Raw genomic sequence first — 23,331 nt, forward strand, 5'->3', positions numbered from 1 at the left:
TGCACACGGTCAGATGTCGAGGTAGTCTTCGGCGGCCATCCACCTGACGCCGCGTTTGTGGCTGAGGAGTTGCGCCCGCACCACCACTCCTTCCGCCCGGCACGCCTCGTGCAGGTGCTGGGCCCAGGCGCAGTCGGACTGGGTGAGTCGGTCGCCCGCGTACCGCTCCCACACGAAGATCACCTGAGCGGCACCGGCGACCTCGACGATCTCCCTCACCCGCGCGGCAAAGATGGCTGCGTTGCCGTCGCCAGGGCTGGAGGGGTAGTCCGCCATCGGGAGGATCAGCGGCACCTGAACGCTGTCCTCGTCGAGGAACAGCATCCACACCTGCCGTCGACAGGCGCGGCCGACGATCGCCCGCACTCGCTGTTCGATGAGCTCGTCGGTGACGAGCGGTTCGTTCTCCGCCGTTTCGGCTCTGATTTCGGTCATGCCCACCATGGTGAGCTTCGCGGATGCCGTGCGCCGTCGCATCCGCTTTCTGTGGAGAAACGGATGCCTGTGGAGAACACGTAGATTGAGAGCATGACGGCTGAGATCCCCGACCACCTGCTGCACCTCGTCACCGCCCCGAACTTCGGGAGCCTGGCCACCGTCCGCCCGGACGGCACCGCCCAGGTGAACCCGATGTGGTTCGAGTTCGACGGAGAGAACCTGCTCTTCACCCACACGACCAAGCGGGCGAAGTACCGCAACCTGCAGAAGAACCCGTCGATGGCGTTCTCGGTGTTCGACCCGGAGAATCCGCTGAGCTACGTCGAGCTGCGCGGTGCGCTCTCGGAGGTACGGGAGGATCCGACCGGTGCGTTCTACGTTCGGCTCGGCAAGCGCTACGGCAACGCCGCACAGGTAGCTCCGCCGGACAAGGCCGACCGCGTCATCCTCGTGATGGCGATAACGAAGGTCATCGGCCGCTGAGGCGAAAACGTGTTCGCGCGCGCGAATCGGCTCCGCGCGGGTGATTTTTCACCCGCGGGAAGCCGAACCACCCGCGCGAAACGCGGTTACTGCAGACCTACGGCTTCTGGCCCTCGTGCTCGCCCTCGGCGATCTCCTCGACGAGCTTGGCGTTGAACGCCGGCAGGTCGTCCGGGGTACGGCTCGAGACGAGCCCGCTGTCGACGACGACCTCTTCGTCGACCCAGCTGGCGCCGGCGTTGGTGAGGTCGGTCTTGAGGCTGGGGTAGCTGGTGAGCTCCCTGCCGCGGACGACGTCGGCCTCGATCAGCAGCCAGCCGCCGTGGCAGATCACGCCGACCGGCTTGTGGTCCTCGAAGAATGCGTGCGCGAGCGCGACGGCATCGGCGTCCATGCGCAGGTGATCCGCGTTCACGACTCCACCGGGGAGCACGAGCGCGTCGAAGTTGTTGGAGGTCGCTTCGGCCGCCCGTACGTCTACCTGCTGGGTGTGCCCGTTCTTCCCCGTGACGGTGCCGATCTCTGGCGAGACGAGAACTGCGTCTGCGCCGGCATCCGTCACCGCCTGCCAGGGGCTCGTGAGTTCCGAGTCCTCATAACCGTCCGTGAGGAGGAAGGCGACCTTCTTGCCTGTGAGTGTTTCTGTCATGGTGCTCCTTTCCGGCTCGCCACGTTACGCGGGAGCTCCAGAAAGGCCGAGGGCCTTGACAGGCATCCGGAGGAATTGCGATCGCCACGAGCGGATGCCGTGGTGCCGGCTTCTCTGAACCGCCCTAGTCGCCGCTCGTGGCCGCGTAGTTGAAGCGGTGCTCGGGATCGAGCGTTGCCAGGACCTTCCCCATCACGCGGTTGAGGTCTGCGACATCCTCGGCGGTGAGCGGATCGATGACGTTCTCACGGACCGTGTGGACGTGCCCGGGAGCAGTCGCAACGACCTTCTGCCACCCGGCGTCGGTCAGCGTTGCGTTCGTCGCCCTGCGGTCTTCCGCGCACGCGGTGCGCTCGATGAACCCGCGCTTCTCGAGCCGTGAGACCACGTGTGACAGCCGGGGGAGCGTTGCGTTCGTCGCGAACGCGAGCCCCGTCATCCGCAGCGTCTTGCGCGGAGCCTCCGAGAGCATGGCGAGCACGAAGTACTCGAAGTGGCTGAGGTCGGCGTCGCGCTGCAGCTGTGAATCGAGCACGCCGGGCAGCAGTTCGACCACGGCGACGAACTTCGTCCACGCCTGGAGTTCCTCTGTCGTCAGCCAGCGCACATCATCCATGCCCCTATTCTAGCAAATACTTGACGCTACAACTAATGTGTCCTATCGTTACTTGTATCAACAACTAATCGGGCCGCCGCCCGAGACTCAAGGAGAACAGCATGACAAGTGTCACCATCATCGGAGCAGGCAACATGGGCTCGGCCATCGCGGGAATCGCGCTCGAAGGCGGCAACACTGTGCAGGTCCTCGCCCGAGACACCGAAAAGGCCGCGGTCAGCGAGCAGGTCACCGCCGGTACCGTCGGCGACGCGATCACCGGTGACGTCGTCATCCTCGCCCTCCCCTACCCCGCCGTCGCCGATGTGCTCGCTGCATACGACGGTCAGCTCGACGGCAAGATCCTCGTCGACCTCACCAACCCGCTCGACTTCGCCACCTTCGACGACCTGGTCGTTCCGGCCGACGGCTCCGCTGCCGCCGAGATCGCCGCGCAGGTCCCTGGAGCCCACGTGCTCAAGGCGTTCAACACGAACTTCGCGGCAACCGTCGCAACCGGTTCGGTCGGCGACCAGGACACCACCGTGCTCATCGCCGGTGACGACGCAGCAGCCAAGGCCACCCTTGCGGCGATCATCCAGGGCGGCGGCCTCACCGCCGTCGACGCCGGTTCCCTCAAGCGTGCCCGCGAACTCGAAGCCGTCGGCTTCCTGCAGCTGACCCTGGCCGTGGGAGAGAAGACCTCCTGGAACACCGGATTCGCGCTCGTCAAGTAACACCCCGCTCTCCAGCCGATAGCGCCGGAATACGGCGATCCTGCTGGCCAGATGGCCTCGCTCCGCACCCTGCGGAGCGAGGCCATCGGTGTCTCACGACGTGGGATCGGACAGCCCGGAAGTCAAGTCGTCGTCGAGTTCAGTCTCCGCCCGTACAATGAGCAAGCAGCGCCGATATCCGTCGAGTCGCTCGCGCTCTCTCGCTGAAGTGACAGCGCATTCTTCGCCCCCCTGGTGGGCGACCCATCGGGAAGGGTGGCGATCATGACGACAGTTAACAAGCATCACGCAACGAAGACCGAGAACTCCGTCGATGCGTTCCGCCGCGACGATCCGATCACCGCGTCGATGCCGATCATCAGCGAGACCCCCGAACTCGTGCTCCTCTCCAACGGCACGCGCGCGAACCGCTTCAGCCGCGACGACGTCGTCCTGCGCAAAGGCGAGTACACCCTGATCAACGGGCACCTGACCCCGCGCGAGTCGGCGATCACCGACATCCTCTCGCTGCGTCGCGTCCTCGAACGCCACGAGATCCCCTACCTCCTCGTCCGCGGCAGCCACGACAATCTCGTGATCGCCGTCGACCGCAAGTGCCGCAAGCAGTTGAGCGCGGCATTCTCCGAAGCCTTCGCCGATGAACCCTTCTACGCCAAGGTTCTCGACCCTGCTTCGATCAACAGCGGCAAGCGGTCGAAGAAACAGGATGCCCCGTCGGTCCTCCTCGCGGACGGTGCGCTGACGACCTACCGCAAGGCATCCGTCTTCCGTCTCTACCGGCCCAGGATCGAGCCGATCGGCCGCCTGCGCTACGGCCCGGATACTGCGGTGCAGCTGGAACTGTGGCGGTTCGGCGAAGACGAGATCGTCGCGCCGGTCGAGAACGCGCTCATGCGGCGCTGGCTTCCGCGGTCGGAGGCCCTCGAAGACACTGTGGAGATGTTCGGGCAGACCTGGCCGACCCTGCAGAACATGTTCGCCGAACTCGCCAGCGACGTGAGCTTCGACATCGACATGGTCTTCTCGTGGGTCGACGGGTCAAGCGCCGAGTTCCAGCGTGCCCGCGCCAAACGGATGCAGAGCTACGTCGTCGGCGACGGTGACGACTCGGATGCCCGATTCCGCCAGATCAACGAACTCAAGTACGCGCTCCGCAGCGTCTACATGTTCGCGCCGTGGGTCCGTCGCATCTTCATCGTGACCGACTCCCCGCGTCCGGAGTGGCTCGCAGAGCACCCGTCCGTCACCCTGGTGCGCAGTGAGGACCACTTCGCCGACCTGAGCGTGCTGCCGACCCACAACTCACACGCCGTCGAGGCCCAGCTGCACCACATCGACGGACTCGCCGAGCACTTCCTCTACTCGAACGACGACATGTTCATCGGCCGGCCGATCAAGCCTGAGGTGTTCTTCTCCCCCGGGGGAATCACGAAGTTCGTCGAGGCATCCACTCGCATCGGTCTCGGCGAGAGCGACCCTTCGCGTAGCGGATTCGAGAACGCCGCCCGCGTCAACCGTGAGCTCCTCCGCGAGCGGTTCGGCAAGGTCACCACGAGGCACCTCGAACACTCCGCCGCCCCGCTCCGCAAGAGCGTGATGCAGGAGCTCGAGAACGAGTTCCCCGAAGAGTTCCGTCGCACAGCCGCCAGCCGGTTCCGGTCGGCGACGGACATCTCGGTCACGAACTCGCTGTACCACTACTACGCGCTGATGATCGGCAAAGCGGTCGTGCAGACCAACGCGCGGGTGAAGTACATCGAAACGACGCTGCGCTCGGCGCTGCCGTCGATGGAGCGACTCCTGAAACGCCGCGACCAGGACATGTTCTGTCTCAACGACGGCTCCAAGCCCGAGATCTCGGTCGAAGAGCGCACCCAGGCCGTCACCGAGTTCCTCGAGCACTACTTCCCGTTCGCTGCGCCGTGGGAGACCGAGGTCGCCCTGCACTCGAGCGAGCACTCGGCGACGGATGCCGGCTGACAGGCGTTCGTAGCGCTCGATCGGTCCTGAAGGGCGACCCGGCCCGGCGATCGGTCCCAAGAGGCGATTCGTCGTCGAGCGACCTTTTCGGACCGTTCGGTCGCCGGGGATCTCGACAGGCTCGATCACCGGAGCGGACGTGACCAGCGGTTCGGTCGCGTCGACACGTACTCACCTGTTCCGGACCCGCTCACCTGGTGCGCCGGGTGAGTGCGTCCGGAACGCGTGAGCGGACGCGGTTCGGGCCCTCAGCGCAGGATGGGGATCGATTCCGTCGGCGGTGCGCTCGGCACCACGAGTGATTCGAGGACGGGGTGGGCGAGGCGCACGGCCTCATCGAACTTCACGCCGAGCGCCGACAGCCGACGCGCACTCTCGGCGGCGTCGATGTAGTCGAGAGTCGGGAAGCTGCCGAGCGGAACGACCGAGTGCAGCACCGTGTTCGGGTAGACGTGGACGAGATTGAAGGCCCGAGCCCCGTCGCGACCGCGCGTGCCGCCGATCGGCACGGTGAGGTCCTGGGTGTAGCAGGTGGCCGACGCGACCGACACCGGGATGCCCGCGAATGTCGCCGTCGATGAATAGTGCAGGTGCCCGGCCAGGATGCTCCGAACATCCGTTCCTTCGAGCACTTCGGCAAGGCCGGCCTGCTCACGGAGTTCGACGCTCGCCGCGAGATCGAGCATGCTCGGGACCGGCGGGTGGTGCATGGCGAGGATCGTACCCTCAGGTGCGGGAACGGAGAGTTCCTCAGCGAGCCAGTCGAGCTGGTCTCCGGTCACTTCGCCGTAGTGGTGGCCGGGAACCGTGGTGTCGAGGGTGATGATGCGCAGCCCGTTGATCTCATAGACGCGGTCCACCGGGCGCTGGGTCGGTACTTCGTTGAACAGGCCGGCGCGGAAGGCTTCGCGGTCGTCATGATTGCCCATGACCCAGATGACCGTGGCGCCGAGTCGGGCTGCGGCCGGGTCGACGATGGCCCGGATACGTTCGTACGCCTCGGGCTCACCTCGGTCGGCCAGGTCACCCGTGAAGACGATGGCTTCAGGGCGACCCCCTGAGGCTTCGAGCTCGGCGAACAGCTGTTTGAGGTGCGTCTCGCTGTCGACCTGACCGTAAAGCTTGCTGCCCCCGGCAAGCAAATGTGTGTCGCTGATGTGAAGGATGAAATGATCCGGCCTCGGATACTCGGCCGTTCGGGTAGTCACAATCCGTCCAATCGGGTTTGGCGGTGGTGCTCGTTTCCTCACACCATGGTGCGTTAAGGCCCTATTCGACCAGAGTATTCCGAACGATTCGTGAACGCCACGCGTCTACGCGCTGGACAAACCCCGACTTCGGGTGTGGCGGCGACCCGAGTTCGGGTGTCGTCGGACGCAGTCAAGGGGTCGCTCGGTTCCGAATCACGGTGTCATACTGACGACCAATGACTCAGCCAGATGCACTCGTGATCGGCGCCGGCCCGAACGGACTCGCAGCCGCCGTGACCCTGGCGAGGGCCGGCGTCTCGGTCCGCGTCTACGAGCGTGAAAGCACCATCGGGGGCGGTTCGCGGACCTCAGAACTGACGCTTCCCGGCTTCCGGCACGACGTCTGCTCCGCCGTGCATCCGATGGCATACGCTTCCGGCTTCTTCCAGCACTTCGGGCTCACCGACCGCCTCGACTTCGTCAACCCCGAACTCGCATACGGCCACCCGCTCGACCATGGACAGGCCGGGCTCGCCTGGCGCTCCCTCGACCGCGCGGCCGACGGCCTCGGCGCAGACGGACCGGCCTGGAAGCAGCTGTTCGGACCGCTCTCGGCGCACGCGGATGGCATCGCCCAGTTCACATCCACCTCCCTGCTGCGTGTGCCGAAGCATCCGATCACACTCACCAGGTTCGGGCTGCGCGCTCTCGAGCAGGGCAGCCCATTCTGGAACGTCCGGTGGAAAGGGGATGTCGCTCCCGCCCTTCTGACCGGAGTGCTCGCCCATGCCATCCAGCCGTTGCCTGGCCTGGCCCCGACCGCAGCAGGACTCGTGCTCGCCGCGTACGCACACGCGGGCGGCTGGCCGATCCCCGTCGGCGGAAGTCAGGGCATCGTCGACGCAATGGCAGCGGATGTCGTCGCCCACGGCGGCGAGATCATCACCGACCATGAGGTGACCAGCCTGCGCGAACTGCCGCCGAGCCGCGCCGTGCTCTTCGACACCAGCCCCCGCGCCCTGCAGAAGATCGCCGGGAATCGCCTGCCCGATGGATACTCCAGGCGGCTCGGCCGGTTCTCATACGGCAACGCCGTCGCCAAGGTCGATTTCGCCCTCTCAGGTCCCGTGCCGTGGACCAACCCCGAACTCGCCCTCACCGGAACGCTTCACCTTGGCGGAACCCGCGCCGAAATCGCCCGTTCCGAGCGCGACGTCGCCCGCGGCAAGCATCCGGAAAACGCCTACGTCCTCGTCTCGCAGCCGAGCAGCTTCGACCCCACCAGGGCACCCGAAGGCAAACACGTGCTCTGGGCGTACACACACGTTCCCGCCGGGTCGACGGTGAACCGGACCGAAGCCGTGATCAGCCAGATCGAACGTTTCGCTCCCGGCTTCAGGGACACGATCCTCGCCTCGGCGTCGAAGACCGCCATCGAATACGAGCACTACAACCCGAACTACATCCGCGGAGACATCTCCGCGGGTGATGTGAACCTGCCGCAGTTGCTGGCGCGCCCGCTGCTGTCCGCGCAGCCCTGGCGGACGCCGCTGGAGGGTGTCTACCTCTGCTCGTCCTCGACCCCGCCAGGCCCCGGGGTCCACGGCCTGCCCGGCTGGAACGCGGCGCTCCTCGCGCTGCGTGATGTTTTCGGTCTGTCGACCCCGCCGTCACTGGCGCCAGACGCCACACACGAATCGTAGGAGAAGTCATGTCCGTCAACTATCGCTACATCGAAGCCACTCCTGAAGAGGTGTTCGCGGTGCTGGCGAACGGCTGGCTCTACCCGAGCTGGGTGGTCGGCGCCTCACGTATGCGCGATGTCGACGACGCCTGGCCCGCAGAAGGCGCGCGGATCTTCCACTCCTTCGGCGTCTGGCCGTTCCTCATCAACGACTCGACCTCGGTCCTCGAGTGGGACCCGCCCCGTCACATGAAGATCAAGGCGAGGGGCTGGCCGATCGGCGAGGCACACGTGACCCTCGACGTGAAACCGCGAAAAGACGGATGCGTCGTCCGCATCGGTGAGGACGCCGTCCGCGGGCCGGGCCGCTACATCCCGGGTCCGATCCGCCAGACGATGCTTCACGCCCGCAATACAGAGACGCTCCAGCGACTCGCGTACCTCGCCGAGGGCGGCGCGACCGCGAACTGAAGCGACCTCTCAGCCCTGGAAGTCCTCCGGGTCGACGTCGTTGAGGAACTTGCGGAACTCCTCGAGCCGTTCCTCCTCGACTGCCGGGCTCAGCCCTTCGTCGGTGTCGACGACGCCAGCGACCACGAGCACCTCGTCGTCGACCCAGATGGGTGCGTCCGCGCGCGCCGCGATGGCGATCGCATCCGAGGGCCGCGAATCGATGACCAGCGACCCGTCTCTCGTGCGGAGCGTGATCTCTGCGTAGAACGTGCCGTCCTCGATCTTCGTCACCTCGACCCGGTCGACCGAGGCACCGACCGCCTCGATCAGGGTGTTCATCAGATCGTGGGACAGTGGCCTCGGCGCTTCGGCGCCTTCCACCGCGATGAGGATGGATGTCGCCTCCGATGCACCGATCCAGATGGGAAGCATCCGCCCGGTGCCCGCCACCTCGTCCAACGGCTTCAGCAAGATGACCGGTTGGGCGCTGGAGTCCAGCGCGACGCCGACGATGCGAACCTGAACCATGGCAACCTCCCGTGACGGCAACGGGTCTGATCCTTCATGTTAGGCGGCAGGGCCTCGTCGCGTCAGGGGTCCGGCCGACTATCGGGCAGGGCGCGACGGCCGACTAGACGAGTTCCCGGGCCAGGAAGGCCGCCTCGGTACGGCTGGATGCCCCGAGCTTGCGGAGGATCGCAGACACGTGCACGCTCGCCGTCTTGGCGCTGATGAACAACTGCTCGCCGATCTGCTTGTTGCTGAGGCCTTGGGCGATGAGTTCGAGGACCTGCCGTTCGCGGGCGGTGAGCTCGGTGGCATCCGTCACCGGCTTCGGCTGGCCGCCGTCGAGCGGGATGCCGGCGCGCGCGGCGACCGCCCGGGCTTGTGCGCTGACCAGGCCGGCACCGAGCAGGCCGGCTTCGGCAATGGCCGCCTGCAGGGCGGATGCCGCCTCTGCCCTGTCGCCGGACTCCGCGTGCGCCCGCCCGAGCCTGAGCAGCACATAAGCGTGGAGGTGTGCGGGAGCTGCGGTGTTGCCAGCGACCGCATCGACGGCCCGCTGCCAGGCATCCGGGTCGGTTCCTGTGCCGTCTGTGCCCGACAGTTCGGCGTGGAAGAGGGGAATCCACACCGGGCTCGTCGGCCAGAAATCGAGCTCGTCGGCAAGTTCGCGCATGCGGGCCTCGGCCGCCGCGTCTTCGCCGGCTGGGAGCGTGTCACCGCCCGCGCGGAGCACGGCGAGCACACGGGCCGCCGCGGCGAGCAGTGGCAGATCGTAGCCAGGGTATTGCCGATGGTCGTCGCCGAGCAACACTGAGACGTCGGCCCAGGCCTGCTTCGGGTCGCCGCGCTCCAGGTTGAGTTCTGCGGCCATCCTCGCGTGGCCGAGTTCCACCTGCATCTCGACCTGTGCGAGGGCGAGGAAGCCGGAGCGCAGTCCTTTGTACAGCTTCGCTGCGCCTGCGACGTCGCCTCGCCACATCATCAGGAAGATCCTGGCGCGCTGGAGGTAGGCGTTGAAGACGGGCGACGGCAGGAGCGTGAGGGCGCGGGCGACCAGCCGTTCGGCGCGCTCCCAGTCCCCAAGCGCGATGAGCGGATCGACGGCGTTGGATTGCAGGATGATGCCCGTGCTGCGTTCGACACCCAGCTCGTGTGCGAAGGCGATGCCGAGTTCGGCGATCCGCAGCGCCTCGGGGTAGTGGCCGAGGAGGTATTCGGCATCCGAGGCGTTCACCCGGTAACGGAGCATCGCGCTCGTGTCACTCTCGGCCAGCCGGCGGGCGTTCTCGAGGTGCCGGTACCCCTCCTCGATCCTGCCGGAGTCGATCATCGCCGCACCGTAGATGTTCGAGGCGATTGACGCGTGCCGGTCGGAGCCAGCCGCGCGGGCTTCCTCCAGCCCCTCCAGCGCCACCGAAGCGCCCTCGGTGAAGCGAGCTTCGATCATGAGCCGGCCGGCGAGCCCGGTGAGCATCGCCGAGCGCAACTCCGTTGCCGTCAGCGTCGAACCCGCCAGTCCGGATGTGCCGGCCAGACCTGTCGACCCCGGGGGGACGAGTTCGAGGGCCTCGCGGAGCAGTTCGATCGAGCCCGGTTTGCCCATGTTGCCGAGGTACATCGCTTTGTCCCGCAGCAGTCGGGCGTAGCGGAATGCGTCGTCGCGCGGGCATTCCTGCAACGCGAGGTTGACCATCGCCAGCGATCGTTCGCCTTCACCGGCGTTGCGCAGTGCCGAGGCCGTCTGGGCGATGAGGTCGATCTTCTTGCGATTCGCGACGGTCTCGGCATCCGGAACCTGGTCCCACAGTTCCAGGGCTCGCTCACCCATCTGCGCGGCCGTTCCGTAAGCGTAGGTCGCGCGCGCCTCGGACATCGCACGAAGGGAGGCCGGGAACGCCTTCGCCGCGTCGTGGGCGGCGAGCCAGTGGTACGAGATCTCCGTCGCCACCCGCCGTTCGTCTGCGACGGCCTCGAGCGCTTCGGCGAAGCGGGTGTGGAAGCGAGTGCGTTCCCCTGGCAGGAGGTCGGCGTGGATCGCCTCACGGACGAGCGCGTGCCTGAAGGCATAACTGCGCTCGTCGGCGAGAAGGATGTTCGCGAGCACGGCCTCGCGCGCTGCCCTATCGAGCACATCAGCGTCGCCGTGGTAGACCGTCATCAGCAGTTCATGGTCGACCCGGACACCACCGGCCGACAGCAGCCGGAGCACATGCTGAGTGTCGTCGCTGAGTCGTTCGTAACGGGCCAGGAGCAGTTCGCGGAGCGTCCACGGGAGGTCGCCCTCACAGGTCTCGTCGAACCCGACGAGTTCTTCGACGAAGAACGGGATGCCCTCGCTCCGGGAGAAGACGCTGTCGAACACTTCGTCGTCTGGCAACGTGCCGAGGATCTCGTGCACCTGGCGCTGGACCTCCGGGCGGCTGAGCCGTTGCACCTCGATGCGCGTGATGCTGCGGGACCGCTCCAGTTCGGAGATGAGGCCCCTGAGCGGATGCCCCCTGGGCACGTCTTCGGTGCGGACGCTGAGGACGACGAGGATCCGGCCCCTGCTGAGTCCGCGCAGCAGGAAGCGGAGGAGGTTGAGAGTGGCGTCATCGGCCCAGTGCAGGTCTTCGATCACGACGACGACCGGTGTGGTCAGCGACACGGTCTCGAGCACGACGGCGACGGTCTCGTGCAGCCGGTTGAGCCCTGTGCCCGAGCGGTCGAGGTCGGCGTCGCCGAGTTCGGGGAGGAGCGCAGTGAGGGCTCCGCGGCCGGGACCGCCGGCCTCGAGCACGGTGTCGGCTCCGATCTGGCTGACCAGGGAACGGAGCACGCCCTTGATCGGCGCGTACGGTGCGCCGACCGCGCCGAGGTCGACGCACTGCCCGGCGAGGACAAGTGCCTCCTCTGACGCCGATGCCAGGAACTCCTCGAGCAGGCGCGTCTTGCCGATGCCCGCCTCGCCAGACACAAGAACGCCCTGCGGCAGGCCGAGCAGAGTGTCGGCCAGCGCAGAGCGCAGTTGTGCGAGCTCGGACTCGCGCCCGATCATCGATGGGCTTGCCGCCGGCGACCTCATTCCTTCATGGTCCCACGCTCCGCCGACGCCGGTCGAGCGGGTTTCGGCCACCGGATCGGCTGCGACCGCCAATCCGGTTGCGGTCGTCGAACGAAAGCTCACCGGTGCGCCGCGTGGGCCTGCGAGACGCCCGCCGACCGCACGGTGGAAGCGGACGGCATCCGCTCGTCGTGCGCACCGAACAGTGCTGCCAGCCGCGCTGCGAATGTCTGGCGGCTCGCGCCGGGCTGGCGCTCGGCACGCCGTTCGGTCGCGATGCGACGGCGTTCCAGGTCGCGGCTCAGCTGCTCTTCGGTGTAACGGATGAGCAGCTCGGTTCCGTATTCTCCGGAAATCTGCATGATCTCAACTCCTCAGGTCTTGGTGATGTCTCCATCGTGTTCTCTAAGGAGGGGGCTCAGTATCGGGCGGATGCCCTATTTATCGGGTGGGAAACGGCTTAGACGGCAGGCGACGGCTGAGACGGATGCCGCTCAACAGGAGGACCAGGCCGGATACGGCCGATTTCTCCTGTTGAGCGTGCGTCGCGTGCTCTTTCTCCTGCTCAGCGTGCGGCGTTCGGCGATTTACAGGTCAGGGGGCAGCAGGAACCCGTCGTCGACCAGGGCTCTCACGCGCGGCACGAGCTCGGCGAGCAACTCGACGTAGTCGGCGTCGAGCAACTGCGCGATCGCCCCGGCGACCGCACCGACCGACAGGTCACCGTCGCTCGCTCCGACGAGGGCGGACAGGGCCGTGTCCATCCGCACCGTGCGACCGAACCCGCCGCCCTGGCGCAGCATCATGGCCGTCGGATCCTCCGCCCCCGGCCAGTAGTGCCGTTCCTCAGTCACGTCGGGCGCGACGGTGAGTCGCCGTGAGGCGATCTCGTCATCCGACAAGGCCGCCTGCCAGTCGTGTCCGGCGAGCGCCGAGGCGAGGTGCACACCGAGTCCGGACTCGTTCGAGCCGAGGGCGCCGTGGAGTCGTTCGAGGCGACGGAGCGTCGGGGAGCCGGCCGACGGCATCCGGAGGGTGACGTACCCGAACCCGACGGATGTCACGCGGCGGGCGGCGAAATCGTCGAGCCAGGCGGCGTAGAGCCGGTCGAAGTCTGGAGTGCCCGAGCGCGTGCCGCCGTCACGGATCCAGGTCTCGGCGTATTCGGCGGGATCCTGCACGTCGCGTTCGATGATCCACGCGTCGAGCCCGGTGCCGTCGATCCAGCCGCCGACGCGTGTGAGGGCATCCTGGCCGACCCGGTACTCCCAGTTGCCGAGCATCTGGGCGACGCCGCCCGGGTTCAGGTGAGCGGCCGCCCCGCGGAGGACCGCCTCGACGAGCGCGTCGCCGACCATGCCTGCATCCCTGTACTCGTATTCGGGCACCCCTTCGCCGCGCGGGGTGATGACGAAGGGCGGGTTCGAGACGATCTGGTCGAATCGCTCGCCCCGCACCGGCTCGAACAGGCTGCCAAGCCGGAACTCGATGTTGTGGACGGAGTTGAGCTCGGCGTTGAGCCGCGCGAGTTCGAGCGCGCGCTCTGAGATGTCGGTCGCCACGACGGTCGTCGCGTGCCTGGCTGCGTGCATCGCCTGGATGCCGCATCCGGTGCCGAGGTCGAGGACGCTCCCGACAGGGGTCTGCATCATCAGACCGCTGAGGGTCACCGACGCACCGCCGACGCCGAGGACGTGCTCTTCACCGAGGGGGCGGCCGAGGGCGAGTTCGCCGAGGTCGGAGAGGATCCACCAGCTGCCTGCGCCGTGGGCGTCGACGAAACTGTACGGTCGCAGGTCCAGCAGCGGGGTCACTTCGGCGCCGTCGACTGAGACCAGTCCGAGTTCGCTCGCACCGTCCACCCCGAGGGAGGGAAGGGCTTGGGCGAGGTCGTCCAGGGGAACCGGGAGCCCGAGCACGAATGCCGTTGCGAGGGTCGCGGATGCTTCGGCGCCCGAGTCCGCACGACGTCTCGCGAGCGCGCGCAATGCCGGGACCCTCTCGTTGCGGTGCAGCGCGGCATCCGCTTCGTCGCCCCACAGTCCGGTGAGGGTGGTCACCGTGAACCGGGCGGAGTCGAGATCGGATCGGAGGCGGTGCACGAGCTCAGAAGTCACGGTTCCAGTGTGGCACCGCCCCGGTGGCAGACTGGTCACACCATGAAGACTCTCCTGAACATCATCTGGGTGCTGCTGTCCGGATTCTGGCTGTTCGTCGGCTACATGCTCGCCGCGCTGATCATGTTCGTGCTCATCGTCACGATCCCCTGGGGAATCGCCTCAGCCCGGATCGGCGTCTACGCGCTCTGGCCATTCGGCAAGGAGGTCGTCGACCGTCCGACCGCAGGCATCGGGTCGGTTCTCGGCAATGTGGTCTGGGTGATCCTCGCCGGGTGGTGGATCGCTCTCGGGCACATCGTCAGCGGCGTGGCGCTCTGCATCACGATCATCGGCATCCCGTTCGGCTGGGCCAACTTCAAGATGGTGCCGGTCGCCCTGCTTCCGCTCGGCAAGCAGATCGTCGACGCCTGAGAAACGGATGCCGCCGGCCCGGCTGATCGGTGAGCTCAGTCAGGTGCGTGCGTCGGGGTCTATCTCGACCGTGTACGACGTGATGGTCCGGATCCGGCCGTCGTCGAACTCATAGATATCGCAGGATGACACCCCTGTGACGCCGTCCCTGTCTTCGTACCGCCCGATCACGTCGACGGCGACGACATCACCGTTGCCGGTGGACACGAACCGGAGCCAGGTGGTGGTCACGTCCGTGAGTTCGGCAGCGGTTCCGCGACAGGCGTCGGTCACCGCGGAGCGGCCCTCCAGCCTGGCCTCGCCGACGAGGTTCCAGACCACGTCGTCGGCGAGACGGTTCAGCGCCTCTTCGAATCGGTGGCCGGAGAAGGCGCGCGCCACGTCTTCGTTCGTCATCGGGTCCTCCTTCGTGCGTGTCGTGCTCAGGACGTCGCGTGTTCGGCGCGGTACCGGTCGATCAGCCGGTCGAGCAGTCGAACGAGTTCCACCGCCATCTCCCCGTCCAGCGACGAGAACGAGAACGTCGCCCTGCCGGTACGCCGCGATTGCAGGGCGTCGGAGGCCAGCGCGAGGTCGTCGGGGTAGCGGTCGGCGATGATCAGGTAGAGACCGACGTTCCTCTTGTTGCGTTTGAGCGCCGCGAAATAGTCGTGCCCAGTGGCACCGGGCCAGATCAGCGCCGGGATGCCGTAGATCGTCCCGTCCACGAGTTCTGGGCGGTACCGGTCGAGGATCGCAGTGAGTTGCGCCTCCACCTCCGTCGGGTCGGTCGTAGCCATGGCCGGAGTCTAGGCTTTCAGCCGCTTCGGGTCACCCCCTGCCCCGCCGCCGCACACGATCACGGACCCGTCCTGTCAGCCGCACCTGACAAGCTGGGACCATGACCGACACCCGGGCCGATGCCCTCGACATCCTGCGCACGCTGGTCGGTTCGCCCGACGCCGACTTCCACGACGGCCAGTTCGAAGCCATCGAGACCCTTGTCGCCGACCGCAAGCGTGCCCTCGTCGTGCAACGCACCGGGTGGGGCAAGTCGGCGGTCTACTTCGTGGCCACGCTGCTCCTCCGTCGGCAGGGTGCTGGGCCGACCCTGCTGGTGTCGCCGCTGCTCGCCCTCATGCGCGACCAGGTCGAAGCGGCCGCGCGCGCCGGTGTGCGCGCTGTGGCCATCAACTCGGCCAACCCGCACGAGTGGGGCGATGTGCTCACGAAGCTCGACAACGACGAGGTCGACGTGCTCCTCGTCTCGCCTGAACGGTTGAACAACCCGCGTTTCCGTGAGGAGCAGTTGCCGAAGCTCGTGCAGCGCACCGGCCTGCTCGTCGTCGACGAGGCCCACTGCATCTCCGACTGGGGTCACGACTTCCGCCCGGACTATCGGCGCCTCCGCGACCTCATCGCCGAGATGCCGCACGGCGTCCCGGTGCTGGCCACGACCGCAACAGCCAACTCCCGCGTCGTCACCGATGTCGCCGAGCAGCTCGAGCACGCCGGCGGCGAACCCGTCGTGACCATCCGCGGTCCGCTCGCGAGGGCATCCCTCCGCCTCGGTGTCCTCCGACTTCCGGATGCCGGCGCCCGGCTCGGCTGGCTGCTCAGCCATCTCGGAGAACTCCGCGGCTCCGGGATCATCTACGCCCTGACCGTGTCTGCCGCCGAGGACACCGCCCGTCTGCTGCGTGAGGCCGGGCACGAGGTGCAGGCGTACACCGGGCGAACGGATGCCGGCGATCGCGAAGGCCTCGAGCAGGCGCTCAAGAACAACCAGGTCAAGGCGCTCGTCGCCACGAGCGCGCTCGGCATGGGTTTCGACAAGCCGGACCTCGGTTTCGTCCTGCACCTCGGAGCGCCATCGTCGCCAGTGGCGTACTACCAGCAGGTCGGACGTGCCGGTCGTGCGGCCATGATCGAGGGGAGGGCGGCCAGCGCCGATGTGCTGCTCCTGCCAGGAACAGAGGACGAAGCCATCTGGCAGTACTTCGCCACGTCGTCGATGCCGAACGAGCAGAAGGCCCTCGCCGTCATCGACGAGCTCGCGTTCAACGGAGCCCCGCTGTCGACCCCCGCTCTTGAGGCGCGGGTGAACCTCAAGCGCAGCCCGCTTGAACTGCTGCTCAAGGTGCTCGACGTCGACGGCGCCGTGCAAAGGGTCACCGGCGGCTGGGTCGCCACCGGGCAGCCCTGGGTCTACGACGCCGAACGGTACGAACGCATCGCGGCGGCCCGCGTCCAGGAGCAGAACTCGATGCTCGAGTACGAAAGCACCACCGGATGTCGCATGGAGTTTCTCCAGCGCGCCCTCGACGACGACACAGCCGTACCCTGCGGTCGCTGCGACAACTGTGCGGCGGCGGCTGGTGAGCCGGCCTGGTATCCCACCGACGTGCGGCAGGAGGCATCCGGCCAGGCACAGAAATCGCTCAGCCGTGTCGGGGTCGCCATCGAACCGCGTGCCCAGTGGCCGACGGGCGCCGAGAATCTCGGCGTGCCGGTTCGCGGCAAGATCGCGCCGGAGGAGCGGGTCGAGGCGGGGCGCGCCCTGGCCCGGCTCACCGACCTCGGCTGGGGCGGGACACTCCGCGATCTCTTCGCCCCGACGACACCGGACGCGACGGCCAGCCCGGCGCTCGTGCAGGCCTGCATCCGCGTACTCGCTGAATGGGGTTGGGACCAACGCCCTGCCGCCGTCGTCAGCATCCCGTCACGGCGTCGTCCGCAGCTCGTCGACTCGGTCGCCCGTGCTCTCTCAGAGGTCGGCCGGCTGCCGTACCTCGGGACGCTCAGCCTGAAGAACGGCGGGCCATCTGGCGAACCAGGTGGGAACAGTGCCTACCGGCTGGCCAGCGTCTGGGATCGATTCGATCTCGATCCCGAGCTGGTAACCGCTCTCGAGGGTTACCAGGGTCGACCGATCCTGCTCGTCGACGACCTGGTCGACAGTCGCTGGACGCTCACCGTCGCCGGCCGCCTGCTTCGCGGCGCTGGGGCATCCGCTGTGCTGCCGTTCAGCCTCGCGCTGCAGGCCTGACCGGCACGTCGCCCGCCGCCACCGTCGACAGGTCGGCGCCGAACACGAATCGGCGTTCACAGTACTCACCGTCGAGCGCCTCGGGGAGCCAGTGTTTGGCGTCGTCCCACATGCGGTCGAACGGGATGTCGTCGACACAGTGCCAGCCCAGCAGCAGCTCGTCGGATTCGATAACCTCGCCCTGCCACGCGCGGGTCGCGAACACCCACGAGACCTGACTCCATGCCGGGCGGTACGGGAACTCGTATCGGATGCGCCCGAGCGGCACGAGATCCTCCTCGCGCAGTCGCAACCCTGATTCTTCGTGCACCTCGCGCACGACCGCCTGCGCGGGCGTCTCGCCCGGTTCGAGCTTTCCTCCCGGTCCGACCATCTTTCCGAGACCGAGGCCCTTCTTCTTCTCGCCGAGGAGGACCTCGTAACCGCCCTGGCCGGTTTCACGAAGGATGTAGCAGACACAGACCTCGGGAAGGTCGGGCTCGCTGTCGCTCATACGGCGAGCGTACGCGCGGATCCGTGTGCCGGCCATCGATGCCTGGCGGGTTGTCGAACTTCGGGAGGAAAATCGGCGGGTCCATCCGCTATCGGCCGATCGACACCCTGATTTCCTCCCGTAGCGCGCGCATGCCGTGCGTAACTTCGGAGATTTCCGTCGATCCGCCTGATTTAGGTGCGGATGGGGCCGTCGGTTGTCGATTCTCCGAGGTTGCGGACCGCGCTGTAACCCGCGAGAAGGGTTACCGGTGCTCTTCGGCGAGGCGGGCGCAGTCGATGCAGAGCTCGGCGGCGGGGCGCGCGTCGAGGCGGGCGCGGCCGATCGGCTTGTTGCAGCGGGTGCAGAGACCGTAGCTGCCGTCATCGACCCGGGCAAGGGCTTTGTCGAGCACGGTGAGCTGCCTGGCGGCCTCTTCCTGGAGGCCGGTGAGCCTCGACCACTCGGAGGCGATGGTCGGGCCTTCCGGGTCGTGCTCGTCGTCGGTTTCACCATCACGGGCGACCCGGACTTCGACGAGGGACTCCTCGGTGTGCACCCGATGCTGCTCGAGTTCGGCGCGCTGCTCTTCGAGGACAGCGCGGAAGTGCTCCAGCGTTGTCTTGCTCAACCGTGAGTGTTCCATAGCCCATGGTTGCACGGCGCGACCCGATTGGCCCTGATTGTGCGGCGCGCGCGGGGCGGTTGACATCGGTCGCCCTTCAGAAAAACAGGCGTAACCTTTAACGCGCACACGGCTCAGACGACCAGGGAGGGGCCGAGATTTGACTACGACGCCCTTCGACCTCGACCGGCTCCGCCGCTACGCACGCGATGAACTCGACGTCCTCATCGAGAACCGTTGCCGCGCCGGAGAAGACCCGTACGACTTCATCCACGACCTTCCGACGGTCGACGAACTCGTCGTCTACGAGCTGAAGACCGATGCTCTCGATGCCCGCGGACTCACCGCCGAATACACGATGGCCAGGTACGCAGCGCGCAGCAACCGGCCGGATGCCGATACCCACCGCCACAACGTCGCGAAGCTCGAGTACGAGTTGCTGCGCGAGATCGCGCTCGAGCACCCGGACCTCACACGGACGGTCTGGACGATGATCGGGTCGATCGGCCTGTAGCCGCCCGTCCCTTCACACCCTCGAGCACCGCCGACAGTTCTCCCCGCTCTTCGGCGCCCGCCCGTCGCGACGCGGCCCCACGGCATCCTCGACCCATGCCCTACATGTACATCCTTCGCTGCGCCGACGGCACTCTGTACACGGGGAGCACCTGGGACCTCTCGCACCGGATGGACCAGCACGAGTCAGCGCTCTGCGCCAAATACACCTCCCGGAGGCGGCCGCTGGCCCTGGTCTACTTCGAGTACTTCGATCGGATCGATGAGGCCTACTACCGCGAACGCCAGATCCACGGCTGGGTGCGATGGAAGAAGGATCGACTGATCGCGGAGGGGCCGGGAGGAAAAGGGCCGGCGGACCAGGTGTGAGAGGGTTGGCGCTAGCCCGCACCACAGCGTTTCCGCGCCCCATGGCGCGCGCTGGCGGCATCCGCCCAGAGTCCACCCGTAGAATCAGGATTCATGCTGGCCGAGGCCCAGAGCCAGCGAGAGCCTATGACCAAGAATCGACTGCACAAGACGCTGCGCGTGATCGTTGCCACCGCGGTCGGCTTGGTGTCCCTTGGGATCGGCTCGAGCGCCATCGCCTTCGATGGGCCTGCAGGAACGGTTTCCACACCGAGATCCGGGCAGACCGCCGTCAAGACCGCGGCGGCCGATGACGAGGTCGTTGTCGAGATCAGCCAGTCCGCCAGTTCGATCAATGCGGCCGGCTCGATGACCCTAACCGTCACGATCGAGAACCTGACAGACGCAGACCTGCCTGCCGGCACGCTCGTCATCGAATCCGGGACGGATGCCGTCGCCTCCCGGTCCGCTCTCGCCGACTGGCTTGACGGCTCAGGTAAGACCGCAAGCGACCGTGCCGTTGCGAGCGTCGCCGTTCCATCCCTGGCCGCCGGCCTCCGTCACACGGCCACTCCGATCATCGTCAACGCTGCGCTGCTCGGCCTCCCTGCCGAGGCGGGCGTCTATCCGATCGACGCGAGCTTCACGAGCGGCGATACCGTGGCCAGCGCCCACGAGACCATCGTCTACACCCCGGACGTCACCGCGCAGTCGCTCGGTGTCGCCGTCGCCGCACCGATCACTGCTCCTTCCTCGAGTGTCGGTTTGCTCAGCGCCGAAGCACTGAGCGTCTACACCTCCCCGACCGGTCTTCTCACCCGTCAGCTCGACGGGCTCATCGACCGCCCGGTCGCGCTCGGCATCGACCCCATGGTCATTGCTTCGATCCGCGCGCTCGGCAGCGCGGCACCGGCGTCCGCGGTCAGCTGGCTCGATCGACTGAGCCGCGCAACGAACGAAACATTCCCGTTGCAGTATGCGGATGCCGACGCGTCTATCCAGTCACAGGCCGGCATCGGTGGTCTGATGAACCCGACCTCGCTGCTCTACGGCCTCGACCCGGAGAACTTCACCGACGCCGTCGATCCGGATGCCACGACGGATCCTGACCCAGGCGACCCGGCCGACCCGGAGGATCCGACGACGCCCACCGGCGAGCCGTCCGTCGCGCCGACGCCGACGCCGACCCCTGGTGAGCCGACGCTCCCGACACTCGCCGAGCTGACCGAGTGGCCGTACACGACGACGGGGATCGTCTGGCCTGACGACGACACCGTGCTGGCGTCCGATCTTCCGGTGTTCACGGCATCCGGTGCGACGACCACGATTCTCTCCTCCAGCAACGTAACCACCAAGACCGGTTACACCCCAGGAGCCTCTGCAACGGCCAGCGACACCTCGGTCCTGCTCTCGGATGCTGTGGCATCCGAATCCCTGCGACGCGCGGCTACGGCGATCAGTACGGACGAGCAGCTCGATGCGCTGGCCGACCTCTCCGCTCAGCTCATGGTCATCGCCTCCGAGGAGGACGCGCCCGGACGCACTCTCCTGCTCACCCTCGACCGGGAGTGGCCACCGACGGGCGCACGCCTGAGCGATGCCATCACCTCGCTCATGTCGATGCCGACCGTCGCCGGTACCGTGCTCAGCACCGCCGTCGCCCAGAAGGCGATCGCCGCGACAGTGGCCGACCAGCCGCAGTCTGCGGAAAGGGTCGCCCTCGTCAAACGGCTGCACACCCGCGAGAGCAGTCTCGCCGCGTTCTCGACCATGCTCGATGAACCGGCCCTCCTCACCGGCAGGGAGCGCGCCGAGATCCTCGCCCTTCTGGCCGTGTCGTGGCGCTCGGACCCCGAGGGCTGGACCGAGGCGGCCACCACCCATGACACCGAGACGACTGCGACGCTCGACTCGGTCGCGATCGCCGCCACCAGTCCGATCCTCATGGTGAGCAACCAGTCGTCGCTTCCATTCTCCGTTCGGAATGAATACGACCTCCCGGTCACCGTCGTCCTCCAGGCATCGAGCTCGAGCCTCAAGCTCAACGTCGACTCCAGCGTCACCCAAGTCATCCCGGCGAACGCCCGTGAATCGGTACGGGTCCCCGTCGAGGCCAGGCTCGGCAACGGTGAGGTCACCGTCCGCCTGCAGCTGTACTCGCCCCAGAGTGCCGTCATCGGCGAGAGCGTGCTCGTGCCCGTCACGGTTCGCGCCGACTGGGAAGGCATCGGCGCCGCCATCCTCGCCGCCCTCGTCGCCGTCCTCTTCGTGCTCGGCCTCATCCGTACGGTCCGCAAACGCCGCTCCGACCGCCGCACGCTGTCCAGCGAGGAACCCTCGGATGCTCCGCAGACGACAGATGCTCCTCCCGCCACCGCGACCACCCCTGGGGATCGATGACGAAGACGACCGACAACGCCGGCATCGGACGCGCCAGCTTCTTCCTGGCATCCGGAACGATGGTCTCCCGCATCCTCGGCTTCGTGAAGGCGATGCTGCTCGCCTGGACGATCGGCCTGGTCGCGAGCAGCAGCGCTGACGCGTTCGCGGTGGCGAACCAGCTGCCGAACACGCTCTACGTCATCATCGCCGGAGGGGTGCTGAGCGCCATCCTCGTTCCGTCGATCGTCCGTTCGATCGTCCATGCGGACGGCGGCAAGTCCTACGTCAACAAGCTCCTCACGCTCACCCTCGTCGTGCTCTTCGCAGCGACGACCGTCGCGGTCCTCTTCGCGCCGCTTCTCGTCCAGCTGTACTCGGTCAGGCTCGACCCGGAGACGCGAGCTCTGGCCGTTGCATTCGCGTACTGGTGCCTGCCGCAGATCTTCTTCTACGGCCTCTACACGGTGCTCGGCGAGATCCTCAACGCCCACAAGCTGTTCGGGCCGTACACCTGGTCACCCGTCGTCAACAACGTCGTGGCCATGGCCGGTCTCGTGGTGTTCATCCTGCTTTTCGGCGCCGACCCCAACGGCACGAGGCTGGTGACGGAGTGGACGCCTGACATGATCGCCGTGCTGGCGGGCACCGCCACCCTCGGCGTCGCCATCCAGGCGCTCATCCTGTTCTTCTTCTGGCGCCGGGTCGGCCTGAGCTTCCGTCCGGACTTCCGCTGGCGCGGCATCGGCCTGCGCGCAACCGGCAAGCTGGCCGGCTGGTCGTTCGCGATGCTCGGTTTGACCACCCTGGCCGGGCTGGTCCAGAGCAACGTCGTGCTCATCGCCTCAGGTGAAGGTCCGTCCACGGCCGCCCTGCAGAACGCGTGGCTGATCTTCATGCTGCCTCACTCGGTCATCACCCTGTCTGTCGCGACCGCATATTTCACCCGGCTCGCCGAACACGTCCGCGAGAACCGGACAGACGAACTGAAAACGGATGTCTCCGCCGCAACCCGTCAGATCACCCTGATCATCGTCCTGGCCACCGCAGGACTGATCGTCCTGTCCTTCCCGTTCGCGAGTCTCTTCACGGCGGCGTTCAGTGACACAGCGGCGATGGGCTTCGTGCTCATCGCCTACCTCGCCGGTCTGGTCCCTTTTGCGGTGCTGTTCGTCTTCCAGCGCACGTTCTACGCCCTCGGAGACACGCGCACGCCGTTCTTCTTCACGCTCGTGCAGGTCGTCGTTTACATCGCGCTCGCTCTGGCCTGCTCCCTGCTACCACTTTCACTGATCGGCGTCGGGCTGGCCATCTCGATGTCGATCTCGATCACGGTCCAGATGGTGACCGCCGGCATCCTTCTCCGGAAGCGGATCGCGGGGCTCGACATCGCCAGGATCGTCCGCAGCCTCGTGGTCTACTCGGTGGCCGCCGTACCCGCCGTTCTCGTCGGTGCCGGCCTCGTGTGGCTGCTCGGCGGGTACTCAGGGGGATGGGCCATCGCTTCGGTCCTCGGAGCCCTCGTGACGATGGCCCTCGTCGCCGTCGTCATGTCAGCGGTCTATGTGGGGGCGCTCACGCTGATGCGTTCCGCCGAGCTGCGCGAGGCACTCGCCCCTGTTACCCGCCGTCTGCGCCGCCGATAGAGGCTCTGCACCTGGCGAACCCACACGCAC

23 protein-coding genes are annotated in these 23,331 nt (G+C 67.0%); 11 read left to right on the forward strand and 12 right to left on the reverse strand.

Translation table 11 applies throughout. The features are described 5' to 3' along the window. Positions 1-9: 9 nt before the first annotated feature. Positions 10-435, reverse strand: coding sequence for a hypothetical protein (locus tag AC1M0F_RS13935; protein WP_480238852.1), 426 nt, complete (start codon positions 433-435; stop codon positions 10-12). Between the two features lie 93 nt (positions 436-528). On the opposite strand from AC1M0F_RS13935, the gene AC1M0F_RS13940 reads away from it, so the two are divergent. Beyond that, a complete protein-coding gene (locus AC1M0F_RS13940) occupies positions 529-921 on the forward strand; it encodes a PPOX class F420-dependent oxidoreductase (RefSeq protein ID WP_480238853.1) in 393 nt (130 codons plus the stop codon). Positions 922-1,018: 97 nt separating this feature from the next. On the opposite strand, the gene AC1M0F_RS13945 is transcribed toward AC1M0F_RS13940, so the two are convergent. After that, on the reverse strand, positions 1,019-1,570 hold the full coding sequence (locus AC1M0F_RS13945) for a type 1 glutamine amidotransferase domain-containing protein (RefSeq protein WP_480238854.1): 552 nt from the start codon (positions 1,568-1,570) through the stop codon (positions 1,019-1,021). A gap of 124 nt (positions 1,571-1,694) precedes the next feature. Further along, on the reverse strand, positions 1,695-2,186 hold the full coding sequence (locus AC1M0F_RS13950) for a MarR family winged helix-turn-helix transcriptional regulator (protein WP_480238855.1): 492 nt from the start codon (positions 2,184-2,186) through the stop codon (positions 1,695-1,697). A gap of 101 nt (positions 2,187-2,287) precedes the next feature. Here AC1M0F_RS13950 and AC1M0F_RS13955 point away from each other — a divergent pair, with 101 nt between their 5' ends. Then, complete coding sequence (locus tag AC1M0F_RS13955; protein WP_480238856.1) at positions 2,288-2,902, forward strand: NADPH-dependent F420 reductase; 615 nt, start codon at positions 2,288-2,290, stop codon at positions 2,900-2,902. A gap of 264 nt (positions 2,903-3,166) precedes the next feature. After that, complete coding sequence (locus AC1M0F_RS13960; protein WP_480238857.1) at positions 3,167-4,882, forward strand: stealth family protein; 1,716 nt, start codon at positions 3,167-3,169, stop codon at positions 4,880-4,882. 248 nt (positions 4,883-5,130) lie between these two features. On the opposite strand, the gene AC1M0F_RS13965 is transcribed toward AC1M0F_RS13960, so the two are convergent. Beyond that, positions 5,131-6,090 carry a phosphodiesterase gene (locus AC1M0F_RS13965; protein ID WP_480238858.1) on the reverse strand — a complete coding sequence of 320 codons (960 nt, stop codon included), beginning with the start codon at positions 6,088-6,090 and terminating at the stop codon, positions 5,131-5,133. Between the two features lie 218 nt (positions 6,091-6,308). Between AC1M0F_RS13965 and AC1M0F_RS13970 the strand changes: the two genes are divergently transcribed. Both AC1M0F_RS13970 and AC1M0F_RS13975 read left to right on the forward strand, forming a co-directional pair. Beyond that, a complete protein-coding gene (locus AC1M0F_RS13970; RefSeq protein WP_480238859.1) occupies positions 6,309-7,775 on the forward strand; it encodes a phytoene desaturase family protein in 1,467 nt (488 codons plus the stop codon). 8 nt (positions 7,776-7,783) lie between these two features. Then, entirely contained in the window at positions 7,784-8,227 is a 444-nt protein-coding gene (locus tag AC1M0F_RS13975; RefSeq protein ID WP_480238860.1) for an SRPBCC family protein, read from the forward strand. A gap of 9 nt (positions 8,228-8,236) precedes the next feature. On the opposite strand, the gene AC1M0F_RS13980 is transcribed toward AC1M0F_RS13975, so the two are convergent. The 4 genes from AC1M0F_RS13980 to AC1M0F_RS13995 form a co-directional block, all read right to left on the reverse strand. Further along, positions 8,237-8,737 (reverse strand): bifunctional nuclease family protein, encoded by a 501-nt coding sequence (locus tag AC1M0F_RS13980; RefSeq protein ID WP_480238861.1) that lies wholly within the window; start codon positions 8,735-8,737, stop codon positions 8,237-8,239. A 103-nt stretch (positions 8,738-8,840) separates the two neighbouring features. After that, positions 8,841-11,882, reverse strand: coding sequence for a helix-turn-helix transcriptional regulator (locus AC1M0F_RS13985; protein WP_480238862.1), 3,042 nt, complete (start codon positions 11,880-11,882; stop codon positions 8,841-8,843). Beyond that, entirely contained in the window at positions 11,879-12,121 is a 243-nt protein-coding gene (locus AC1M0F_RS13990; protein WP_480238863.1) for a hypothetical protein, read from the reverse strand. The genes AC1M0F_RS13985 and AC1M0F_RS13990 overlap by 4 nt, the downstream gene beginning before the upstream one ends. Before the next feature lie 225 nt (positions 12,122-12,346). After that, a complete protein-coding gene (locus AC1M0F_RS13995; RefSeq protein ID WP_480238864.1) occupies positions 12,347-13,876 on the reverse strand; it encodes a class I SAM-dependent methyltransferase in 1,530 nt (509 codons plus the stop codon). A gap of 42 nt (positions 13,877-13,918) precedes the next feature. Here AC1M0F_RS13995 and AC1M0F_RS14000 point away from each other — a divergent pair, with 42 nt between their 5' ends. Next, on the forward strand, positions 13,919-14,290 hold the full coding sequence (locus AC1M0F_RS14000; RefSeq protein ID WP_480238865.1) for a YccF domain-containing protein: 372 nt from the start codon (positions 13,919-13,921) through the stop codon (positions 14,288-14,290). A 39-nt stretch (positions 14,291-14,329) separates the two neighbouring features. Here AC1M0F_RS14000 and AC1M0F_RS14005 read toward each other — a convergent pair whose 3' ends face one another. Then, positions 14,330-14,686 (reverse strand): nuclear transport factor 2 family protein, encoded by a 357-nt coding sequence (locus AC1M0F_RS14005; RefSeq protein WP_480238866.1) that lies wholly within the window; start codon positions 14,684-14,686, stop codon positions 14,330-14,332. 26 nt (positions 14,687-14,712) lie between these two features. Continuing rightward, on the reverse strand, positions 14,713-15,069 hold the full coding sequence (locus tag AC1M0F_RS14010) for a hypothetical protein (RefSeq protein ID WP_480238867.1): 357 nt from the start codon (positions 15,067-15,069) through the stop codon (positions 14,713-14,715). Between the two features lie 101 nt (positions 15,070-15,170). On the opposite strand from AC1M0F_RS14010, the gene AC1M0F_RS14015 reads away from it, so the two are divergent. Beyond that, positions 15,171-17,318, forward strand: a complete 2,148-nt coding sequence (locus tag AC1M0F_RS14015; RefSeq protein ID WP_480238868.1) for a RecQ family ATP-dependent DNA helicase — start codon at positions 15,171-15,173, stop codon at positions 17,316-17,318. On the opposite strand, the gene AC1M0F_RS14020 is transcribed toward AC1M0F_RS14015, so the two are convergent. Both AC1M0F_RS14020 and AC1M0F_RS14025 read right to left on the reverse strand, forming a co-directional pair. Next, positions 17,296-17,811 (reverse strand): 8-oxo-dGTP diphosphatase, encoded by a 516-nt coding sequence (locus AC1M0F_RS14020; RefSeq protein WP_480238869.1) that lies wholly within the window; start codon positions 17,809-17,811, stop codon positions 17,296-17,298. The two genes, AC1M0F_RS14015 and AC1M0F_RS14020, sit on opposite strands and share 23 nt — an antisense overlap. A gap of 244 nt (positions 17,812-18,055) precedes the next feature. Next, entirely contained in the window at positions 18,056-18,421 is a 366-nt protein-coding gene (locus AC1M0F_RS14025; RefSeq protein ID WP_480238870.1) for a TraR/DksA family transcriptional regulator, read from the reverse strand. Positions 18,422-18,575: 154 nt separating this feature from the next. On the opposite strand from AC1M0F_RS14025, the gene AC1M0F_RS14030 reads away from it, so the two are divergent. The 4 genes from AC1M0F_RS14030 to murJ all read left to right on the forward strand — a co-directional run bounded on the left by AC1M0F_RS14030 (position 18,576) and on the right by murJ (position 23,301). Then, complete coding sequence (locus tag AC1M0F_RS14030) at positions 18,576-18,929, forward strand: hypothetical protein (RefSeq protein WP_480238871.1); 354 nt, start codon at positions 18,576-18,578, stop codon at positions 18,927-18,929. Positions 18,930-19,024: 95 nt separating this feature from the next. Next, positions 19,025-19,297 carry a GIY-YIG nuclease family protein gene (locus AC1M0F_RS14035; protein ID WP_480238872.1) on the forward strand — a complete coding sequence of 91 codons (273 nt, stop codon included), beginning with the start codon at positions 19,025-19,027 and terminating at the stop codon, positions 19,295-19,297. A gap of 126 nt (positions 19,298-19,423) precedes the next feature. After that, positions 19,424-21,676, forward strand: a complete 2,253-nt coding sequence (locus tag AC1M0F_RS14040; protein WP_480238873.1) for a DUF6049 family protein — start codon at positions 19,424-19,426, stop codon at positions 21,674-21,676. After that, entirely contained in the window at positions 21,673-23,301 is a 1,629-nt protein-coding gene (gene murJ / locus AC1M0F_RS14045) for a murein biosynthesis integral membrane protein MurJ (RefSeq protein ID WP_480238874.1), read from the forward strand. The genes AC1M0F_RS14040 and murJ overlap by 4 nt, the downstream gene beginning before the upstream one ends. The last annotated feature ends 30 nt before the right edge of the window (positions 23,302-23,331 follow it).

This window comes from Mycetocola sp. Y719, from assembly GCF_056713205.1.

Coding starts and splice junctions, on each gene's coding strand:
- AC1M0F_RS13940 (WP_480238853.1), top strand. CDS start 529: ATGACGGCTGAGATCCCCGACCACCTGCTGCACCTCGTCACCGCCCCG.
- AC1M0F_RS14020 (WP_480238869.1), bottom strand. CDS start 17,811: ATGAGCGACAGCGAGCCCGACCTTCCCGAGGTCTGTGTCTGCTACATC.
- murJ (WP_480238874.1), top strand. CDS start 21,673: ATGACGAAGACGACCGACAACGCCGGCATCGGACGCGCCAGCTTCTTC.
- AC1M0F_RS14015 (WP_480238868.1), top strand. CDS start 15,171: ATGACCGACACCCGGGCCGATGCCCTCGACATCCTGCGCACGCTGGTC.
- AC1M0F_RS13945 (WP_480238854.1), bottom strand. CDS start 1,570: ATGACAGAAACACTCACAGGCAAGAAGGTCGCCTTCCTCCTCACGGAC.
- AC1M0F_RS13980 (WP_480238861.1), bottom strand. CDS start 8,737: ATGGTTCAGGTTCGCATCGTCGGCGTCGCGCTGGACTCCAGCGCCCAA.
- AC1M0F_RS13990 (WP_480238863.1), bottom strand. CDS start 12,121: ATGCAGATTTCCGGAGAATACGGAACCGAGCTGCTCATCCGTTACACC.
- AC1M0F_RS13970 (WP_480238859.1), top strand. CDS start 6,309: ATGACTCAGCCAGATGCACTCGTGATCGGCGCCGGCCCGAACGGACTC.
- AC1M0F_RS14005 (WP_480238866.1), bottom strand. CDS start 14,686: ATGACGAACGAAGACGTGGCGCGCGCCTTCTCCGGCCACCGATTCGAA.
- AC1M0F_RS13950 (WP_480238855.1), bottom strand. CDS start 2,186: ATGGATGATGTGCGCTGGCTGACGACAGAGGAACTCCAGGCGTGGACG.
- AC1M0F_RS13960 (WP_480238857.1), top strand. CDS start 3,167: ATGACGACAGTTAACAAGCATCACGCAACGAAGACCGAGAACTCCGTC.
- AC1M0F_RS13935 (WP_480238852.1), bottom strand. CDS start 435: ATGACCGAAATCAGAGCCGAAACGGCGGAGAACGAACCGCTCGTCACC.
- AC1M0F_RS14040 (WP_480238873.1), top strand. CDS start 19,424: ATGACCAAGAATCGACTGCACAAGACGCTGCGCGTGATCGTTGCCACC.
- AC1M0F_RS14035 (WP_480238872.1), top strand. CDS start 19,025: ATGCCCTACATGTACATCCTTCGCTGCGCCGACGGCACTCTGTACACG.
- AC1M0F_RS14010 (WP_480238867.1), bottom strand. CDS start 15,069: ATGGCTACGACCGACCCGACGGAGGTGGAGGCGCAACTCACTGCGATC.
- AC1M0F_RS13975 (WP_480238860.1), top strand. CDS start 7,784: ATGTCCGTCAACTATCGCTACATCGAAGCCACTCCTGAAGAGGTGTTC.
- AC1M0F_RS14000 (WP_480238865.1), top strand. CDS start 13,919: ATGAAGACTCTCCTGAACATCATCTGGGTGCTGCTGTCCGGATTCTGG.
- AC1M0F_RS13955 (WP_480238856.1), top strand. CDS start 2,288: ATGACAAGTGTCACCATCATCGGAGCAGGCAACATGGGCTCGGCCATC.